Here is a 6095-nt window from a genome sequence, read left to right on the forward strand (position 1 = left end):
GGTCGGCCGGGAGATCTCGTGGAGACCGTCGCCCTCTACCTCGTCGTGGTGTTCGCCTGCGGGTTCGTCGCCCGCCTGCTGCGCCTGCCCACCCTGATCGGGTATCTCGCGTCGGGGTTCATCCTGCACGCCCCGGGCATCGACTCCCTGCCCGTGATCGATTCCCTGGCCGACCTGGGCGTGACCATCCTCCTGTTCACCATCGGGCTCAAACTCGACCTGCGGATGGTCTTCCGCCGCGAGGTCCTGGTGACCACGGCGGCCAACCTGCTCGCGCTCGTGGGCCTGACCGCCGGCTTCCTCGGCCTGTTGGCGACGGTCGGGGTGCGGTTGCTGGCCGGCGCGGACTGGCAGGTCCTCGCGCTCCTGGGGTTCGCCCTCTCGTTCTCCAGCACGGTCTTCGTGATCCAGGTGCTCGACGAGCGGTCGGATTCCAACACCCTGTACGGCCGGGTCGCGATCGGCGTCCTGGTGCTCCAGGACGTGGTGGCGGTGGCGTTCCTCACCGCGATGAAGGGCGAGCCCCCCAGCCCGTGGGCGCTGGCCCTGCCACTGCTCCTGCCCGCCGTCTGGTTGGTCCGCCGGCTGTGGCACCGGCTCGGGCACGGCGAGCTGCAGACCCTCTTCGGCATCACGATGGCCCTGGTGCCCGGGTACTGGCTGTTCGAGGCCGTGGGCATCAAGGGCGACTTCGGGGCCATGGTGGTGGGCGTCCTCCTGGCCTCCCACCCGCGGGCGGCCGAGCTCTCCCGCACCCTATTCGGGCTGCGGGAGCTGCTCCTGGTGGGGTTCTTCGTCTCGATCGGGCTGCACGTCAACCCCACCCTGGAGACCGTCCTGCTCGGGCTGCTGCTGGTGGCGCTGCTCCCGCTCGAGGGAGCCTTGTTCACCCTGCTGCTGGCCGCGTTCGGGCTCCGCAAGCGCATGTCGATCCTCGCGGGCCTGGCGCTGGCCAACTTCTCCGAGTTCGGGCTCATCGTGATCGCCTCCGGCGTCGAGGCGGACCTGGTCGGCGACGACTGGCTGGTGGTGGTCTCGGTCGCGGTGGCGGCGAGCTTCGTGGTCTCGACCCTGGTCAACCGTCGCGGGACCGGGCTCGTCGACCGGCTGTCGACGTTCGTCCCGACCCTGGGCGACCACCGCACCCATCCCGAGGACGCCCCGATCGACCTGGGCCACGCCCGGGCGATGGTCCTGGGGGTGGGCCGGGTGGGCCGCGCGGTGCGCGACCGGCTGGTCGACGAGTACGGTCTGTCGGTCATCGGGGTGGAGAACGACTCCCTCAAGGTCGGCGCCCTCCGCGAGCAGGGGATCCGGGTCCTGGAGGGCGACGCGACCGACGCCGACTTCTGGGACCGCTGCATCAACGACGAGAAGGTGGAGATCATCGTGCTGGCCATGCCGTTCCACGGCTCCAATCTGATCGCGCTCGAGCAGGTGAACGCGCGGGACTTCGAGGGGACGGTCGCGGTGGTCGCCCAGTACGACGACGAGCGTGACGAGCTGATCGGGCTGGGCGCGGACGTGGCGTTCCACATCTACGAGGGCACCGGGGTCGGCCTGGCGGACAGCGCCGCCGAGGCCGCCGGGGTCCGGCGGTGACCGGCGCGGGCGCACCGCCACCCCGGGATCCCGCGGGCGGGGGTCGCGCGACGGGGTCGGTCCCGGGGACCGTCCTCCTGGCGCTGGCCCTCACCGGGGCGATCGGCCCGTTCGCCACCGACACCTACCTCCCCGCGCTCCCCCTGATCGTGGACGAGTTCGGGGTGTCCGCCTCGACCGCGCAGCTCACGCTGACCGCGTTCATGGTGTCGCTGGCCGTGGGGCAGCTCGTGATCGGGCCCCTGTCGGACCGGATGGGGCGGCGCACCCTCCTCATCCTCGGTTCCGTCGGCACCGCACTCGCGGCCGTCCTCTGCGCGCTCGCCCCGTCGATCTGGGTGCTCGTGGCCGGTCGCGTGGCCCAGGGGTTCTTCGGGGCGGCCGGGATCGTGCTGAGCAAGGCCGTCGTGGTGGACGTCGGCCGCGGCGCCGGGGTCGCCAAGGCGTTCGCCACCCTCATGGCCATCCAGTCCGTCGCCCCCGTCATCGCCCCGCTCGTCGGCGGCGCCGTGGTCCCGTACGGCGGCTGGCGGGGGGTGTTCTGGCTGCTGGCCGGCCTGTCCGTGGTCACCGCGGTCGGGGTGGTCGCGGCGGTGCCGGAGTCGCTGCACCCCGACTCCCGCCGCACTGGGGGCATCCGGACGACCCTGTCCGACATGAGGACGGTGGCGACCTACGCGCCGTTCGTCGCGCGGGTGTCGGCGTTCGTGTTCACCTTCGGCGTGCTCTTCGCCTACATCTCCGCCAGCCCGTTCATCTACCAGGACATGGTGGGCCTGTCCCCCACCGCGTACTCGGTGGCGTTCACCGTCAACGCCCTGGGAATCCTCGTCTCGAACCTCGCGGGCGCCCGGCTGGTCGGCAGGTTCGCCCCGGAGAAGATCCTCGGCACCGGGGTCCTCGGCATGGTCGCGGCGATCGCGTACCTCGTCGTCGTCGTCGCACTCTCCCCCGCCGGCACCCTGGGCCTCGCGCCGGTCACCGTCGGGTTCGTCGCGCTCACCCTGTCCGTCGGCCTGATCCTCCCCAACGCCGCGGCGCTGTCCATGCAGGCCACCCAGGGCCGCTCGGGCTCCGGATCGGCGCTGCTCGGCGCCGCCCAGTTCAGCCTGGCCGCGCTGGTCTCCCCGCTCACAGGCCTGGCCGGGCCGGCCTCGGCGACCCCGTTGCTCGCGGTGATGGGAGCCTGCGCGGCGCTGGTCGTGGTGGCGGTGTGGGCGGTGTTCAGCAGGCCGGTGGTCAGCCGGCCAGCGCGCGCCACGTGAGCGCGGCGGCGAGCGCCCCGACGGCGTTGAACGCCCAGTGCAGGCCGATCGGCGCGAGCAGGCTCCGGCTGTGGCGGCGGATCCAGATGAACCCGGCGCCCGCCACCGAGGTCGCGGCCACCGCCACGGCGATCCCGGCGAGCTGACCGCCGACGCCGGTGCCCAGGAGATCCGACAGGCCGGCGTTCCCGGCGGTGAGGCCGAGGGAGGACGTGACGTGCCACAGGCCGAACGCCAGTGAGCCCACCAGAAAGACGCCCCTGGTGCCGAAGGTGCGCTCCAGCGCCCCCTGGAGGACGCCGCGGAACGCGAACTCCTCGGGGAGCACCGTCATGAGCGGGATCAGGACGAGCGCCGAGAACACCGCCATCCGCAGATCCGAGTAGCGCTCGGAGAGGAAGAACGGGCTCGTGACCGGGATCAGGCAGCCGGCGGTGACCACCGCGGCCACGACCGCGGTCGCGCCGAGGCCGTAGGCCAGCCCGCGCGGCATGTGACGGGGCGACAGGCCCAGCTCCGACCAGTGCATGCCCCGCGCCTTGACCACCGCCACGAGCGCGAGCACCGACAGGGGCACGACGAACTCCCGGTGCGGCAGCCCCGCCAGGTTCGCCGAGAGGTTGATGGTCACGAGGGCGCCCAGGACGGCGACCACACCGACCAGGCCCCGCGTACGGCCGCGGGTGGCAGGAGCGGGATAAAGCGACGTCATCGGCCCGACGATACCCCTCGTCCCCTTCGGGCCGGGCGTAGTGTGGCGCACACGACCGACCCCCGAGGTGGTGTCCGCACATGTCCCCCGAGCTGACGACGGCGATGACGACGACGATGACGACGACGGCCTCCCGCGCCCTGACCGGAGCCCGGCGCCGGGCGGGCCTGGCGGTGCGGGCGCGCATCGCCGGCGACGACGCGGCCGCGCGTCGGCAGCAGATCTGGCACTCCGAGGGGGAGCGGTGGAACGCCCCCGGGGACGCGATCCAGACGGTCAACGGCGACGCCTCGATGTTCGCCGCCGGCCTCACCGCCCTGCTCCTGCAGTCCCTCCACCCGCTGGCGATGGCCGGCGTGGCCGACCACAGCGACTACCGCGGCGACCCGTGGGGCCGGCTCCAGCGGACCTCGCAGTTCATCGCCGTCACCACCTTCGGGACGATCACCGACGCCTCGGAGCTCATCCGGGGCATCAACAACGCGCACCGTGCGGTGGTGGGGACCGACTACCGCGGCCGCCCCTACGACGCCCGGGACCCCCACCTCCTGCAGTGGGTGCACGTCGCCGAGGTGTGGAGCTTCCTCGAGTGCCACCGTCTCTACGGTCGCACCCGGCTGTCGCCCGCCCAGCGGGACGAGTACGTGCGGCAGGCGTCGCGGACCGGTCTCATGCTGGGCGCCAGGGACGTCCCCCTCACCGTCGCGGAGCTCGACTCCGCCCTCGAGCGGTTCCGGCCCGAACTCGAGGCATCGCCGGCCGCCCTCGACGCCCGGCGCTTCCTGCTGGACTCACCGCCCGTGGGGTGGACCGACCGTCCCGCGTACTCGCTGCTCCGAGAGGGTGCGGTCGCGGCGCTGCCGCCGTGGGCGCGGGAGATGCTCGCACTGCGCGACGGGCCGTTCGGCTCCGGGCCACTCGCCCGGCAGCTCGGGCGGACCGGTGTCTCGACCCTGCGGTGGGTCCTCGACGCGATCGACCGCTAGACGGCGCTACGCTGAGAAAATCCGACCCGCCGCGGGTCGGGGCGTCCCCTCCGCGGGGACCCCTCCCGCCCACCCCAGATGAGGTGCCCATGGCCGCTGGTCTCGCCGCCCTGCTCGACGACATCGCGGTACTCGCCAAGATGGCCGCCGCCAGCACAGACGACATCGCGGCCGCCTCCGGCCGCGCGAGCGTCAAGGCCGCCGGCGTGGTGGTCGACGACACGGCGGTGACCCCCCAGTACGTCCGCGACGTGGACCCGTCGCGGGAGCTGCCCATCATCCGCCGGATCGCCCAGGGGTCGCTGGGGAACAAGGCGATCATCATCGTCTTTGCCCTCCTGCTCAGCCAGTTCGTGCCGTGGATCCTCACCCCGATCCTCATGCTCGGCGGGCTCTACCTGTGCTTCGAGGGCGCGGAGAAGGTGTGGGAGCGCGTCTCGGGCCACCACGAGGAGGCCGCCCCCGTCATGGAGGAGGGGCCGGACGCGGAGAAGCGGATGGTCCGCGGGGCGGTGACCACGGATTTCATCCTCAGCGCCGAGATCATGATGATCGCGCTCAACGAGGTGGCGGACCAGCCGTTCTGGTCGCGCGCGGCGATCCTCGTGGTGGTGGGGCTGGTCATCACGGTGCTCGTCTACGGCGTGGTCGCGGTGATCGTCAAGATGGACGACGTCGGTCTCCACCTGGCGGGCAAGGACTCCCCCGGGGCGCAGCGGTTCGGTCGGGGCCTGGTCAGGGCGATGCCGACGGTGCTCGAGGTGATCTCCTTCGTCGGGATGCTCGCGATGCTGTGGGTCGGCGGGCACATCCTGCTGGTGGGCCTGGACGAACTCGGCGCGACCGCCCCGTATCACCTCGTCCACGTGCTGGAGGACCCCGCCGCCGCGGTGGCGGGCGTCGGCGCCGTGCTGGGCTGGCTGGTCAACACCGTGTGCTCGCTGCTGTTCGGCCTGTTCGCGGGCGCGGTCGTGGTGGCGATCGCCCACGTCATCCCGCGCCGGCGGGGCGCGTCGGCCCCCGCGTCGGCGGACGCCACCGCGGAGGTCGTCGGGGCCGAGCGCCCGGAGAGCTAGTGCTGTTCACGGTGGGCCACGGTCGCCTCGGGCGGGGGGCGCTCGGCGCGCTCCTCGGCGGCGCCGGGGTCGAACTCCTGGTGGACATCCGTCGGTTCCCCGGAAGCAGCGCCAACTCCGCCGCGGCCAGGGGAGCGATCCCGGATCTCGCCCGCGACGTCGGCATCGACTACCGCTGGGAGGAGGACCTCGGCGGCCGCCGGACCCTCACCGCCGACCAACGACGCGACTCCCCCGACACGTGGTGGCGGGTCGAGGCGTTCCGCGCCTACAGCGCGTGGACCCGCACCCCCGCATTCCGCATGGCGCTGGACCGGGTGCTCCGCGACGCGCGGGGGCGCCGCACCGCCGTCCTGTGTTCCGAGGCCGTGTGGTGGCGCTGCCACCGCCGGATCGTGGCCGACGTGTCCGTGGCCGTCCACGGGCTGGAGGTGGGACACCTCATGCACACCGG

General features: G+C 72.9%; 6 protein-coding genes. 5 read left to right on the plus strand and 1 reads right to left on the minus strand.

Going from position 1 to position 6095, the window contains the following annotated elements:
* Positions 1–18 precede the first annotated feature (18 nt).
* Both B4M60_RS15015 and B4M60_RS15020 read left to right on the plus strand, forming a co-directional pair.
* On the plus strand, positions 19–1602 hold the full coding sequence (locus B4M60_RS15015; RefSeq protein WP_291085890.1) for a cation:proton antiporter family protein: 1584 nt from the start codon (positions 19–21) through the stop codon (positions 1600–1602).
* Complete coding sequence (locus tag B4M60_RS15020; RefSeq protein WP_291085875.1) at positions 1599–2867, plus strand: multidrug effflux MFS transporter; 1269 nt, start codon at positions 1599–1601, stop codon at positions 2865–2867. The genes B4M60_RS15015 and B4M60_RS15020 overlap by 4 nt, the downstream gene beginning before the upstream one ends.
* Here B4M60_RS15020 and B4M60_RS15025 read toward each other — a convergent pair.
* Positions 2842–3579, minus strand: coding sequence for a CPBP family intramembrane glutamic endopeptidase (locus tag B4M60_RS15025; protein ID WP_291085878.1), 738 nt, complete (start codon positions 3577–3579; stop codon positions 2842–2844). The genes B4M60_RS15020 and B4M60_RS15025 overlap by 26 nt on opposite strands.
* An 80-nt stretch (positions 3580–3659) precedes the next feature.
* On the opposite strand from B4M60_RS15025, the gene B4M60_RS15030 reads away from it, so the two are divergent.
* From B4M60_RS15030 to B4M60_RS15040, 3 genes are all read left to right on the plus strand, one after another.
* Positions 3660–4565 carry an oxygenase MpaB family protein gene (locus tag B4M60_RS15030; RefSeq protein ID WP_291085881.1) on the plus strand — a complete coding sequence of 302 codons (906 nt, stop codon included), beginning with the start codon at positions 3660–3662 and terminating at the stop codon, positions 4563–4565.
* An 89-nt stretch (positions 4566–4654) separates the two neighbouring features.
* Positions 4655–5641, plus strand: a complete 987-nt coding sequence (locus B4M60_RS15035) for a DUF808 domain-containing protein (protein ID WP_291085884.1) — start codon at positions 4655–4657, stop codon at positions 5639–5641.
* Positions 5641–6095 (plus strand): DUF488 family protein (locus tag B4M60_RS15040; RefSeq protein ID WP_291085887.1); only part of this gene is annotated, 455 nt, incomplete at its 3' end. The genes B4M60_RS15035 and B4M60_RS15040, both read left to right, overlap by 1 nt.

The organism is Dietzia sp. UBA5065 (assembly GCA_002415925.1).
In the GTDB taxonomy this organism is placed as follows: domain Bacteria; phylum Actinomycetota; class Actinomycetes; order Mycobacteriales; family Mycobacteriaceae; genus Dietzia.

Bases quoted from the DNA above. Each gene is read 5' to 3' on its own strand.
- B4M60_RS15025 (WP_291085878.1), bottom strand. From the start codon at position 3,579: ATGACGTCGCTTTATCCCGCTCCTGCCACCCGCGGCCGTACGCGGGGC.
- B4M60_RS15030 (WP_291085881.1), top strand. From the start codon at position 3,660: ATGTCCCCCGAGCTGACGACGGCGATGACGACGACGATGACGACGACG.
- B4M60_RS15035 (WP_291085884.1), top strand. From the start codon at position 4,655: ATGGCCGCTGGTCTCGCCGCCCTGCTCGACGACATCGCGGTACTCGCC.